Genomic DNA, 1,257 nt, shown 5'->3' with positions numbered 1-1,257 from the left:
CATGGGCCTGTCCCCCGTTAACGGACGCCAAGAAGCTGTTCATCACGCCGTCCGTCTCAACCCTTTCGCGTAGTCGTTCGGTGAACGATACCCCAGTGCCGAGTGCAGTCGGACGGCATTGTAAAACCCATGGATGTAGCTGGCGATCGATACATACGCCTGCTGTTTGCTGGGATAGGTCCCGCAAGCCTCCTCTCGCTTGAGTGTAGCGAAGAAGCTTTCGGCCACCGCGTTGTCCCAGCAGTTTCCCTTGCGACTCATGCTCTGCGTCACGCCTTTCGCAGCCAAGGTCTGGCGGAACCTTCCGCTGGCGTATTGACGTCCCTGATCAGAATGAAAAATCACTCCGCAAGCCCCCAGGCAGGCGTTCCAGGCGTTGATAAAAGCCCGTTCAACGAGTTCGTCTGGCATCCGGTCAGCGAAGCTGTAACCCAGTACCTGGCGGGTTTGGATGCTCAACACCACTGCCAAATACATCCAGCCCTCTTTAGTTGGGATGTAGGTAATATCACTGACCCAGGCGGGCACGGCGCCATGCACCGAAAACTGACGATCAAGCAGATTGTTTGCCACAGGCTGAAAGTGATGACTATCGGTGGTGCACGGCACGTACCTGGCTCTGCCTTTGCTCTGGATGCCCTCTTCATGCATGAGGCGGCTAACCCGTTTAGGGCCCACGGCGTAAGCCTTCTGGCGTAGCGCTTGAACCAGTCGGGGCCGTCCGTAGGTTCCACGGCTGGCAGTGAAGACCTTATGCAGTTCAAGACGTAACTCTGCATCAGGGTCAGGACGGTTGCGCCGATGCCGGTAGTCGTAAAACCCTGAAACGGAGACACCCATGACCCGACACAGTGTGCGGACAGGGAATTGAGCCCGTTCTGCAGCGACGAAGGCGTATCTCACCTGGACTCTTTGGCGAAGAATACTGCCGCCTTTTTTAGGATTTCGCGCTCCAATTTGAGCTCGGCATTTTCGGCCCGGAGCCGTGCCAGTTCGCTGCTTTCCTTGGAGATGGGGCGACGATTGGGGGAGCTTGGCGCAAGCCCCTTTCGTGCTGCATCAACCCAGTTGTCCAACGTCTTGACGGAGATGTCGAGCTGACGGGCAGCTTCGGTTCGGCCCACCGATTCCGCGAGGGCTACAGCCTGCATTTTGAATTCATCGGTATAGTTACGGCGAGTACTTGGGTACATGGCAACCTCCAGGATGGCAATGTAAGTATCGCTTCTTGGCGTCCGTTGTCATGGGACAGGCCCA

The 1,257-nt window shown here is 57.0% G+C and carries 2 protein-coding genes; both read right to left on the bottom strand.

The window, feature by feature from the left end:
* Nucleotides 1-42 precede the first annotated feature (42 nt).
* Nucleotides 43-903, bottom strand: a complete 861-nt coding sequence (locus tag ACWKWX_RS32585; protein WP_473002672.1) for an IS3 family transposase — start codon at nt 901-903, stop codon at nt 43-45.
* Nucleotides 900-1,193, bottom strand: a complete 294-nt coding sequence (locus ACWKWX_RS32580) for a transposase (RefSeq protein ID WP_473002674.1) — start codon at nt 1,191-1,193, stop codon at nt 900-902. The genes ACWKWX_RS32585 and ACWKWX_RS32580 overlap by 4 nt, the downstream gene beginning before the upstream one ends.
* Between the last annotated feature and the right edge of the window lie 64 nt (nt 1,194-1,257).

The organism is Pseudomonas imperatae (genome assembly GCF_057128625.1).
This window is presented reverse-complemented; position numbering and strand designations above follow the sequence as displayed.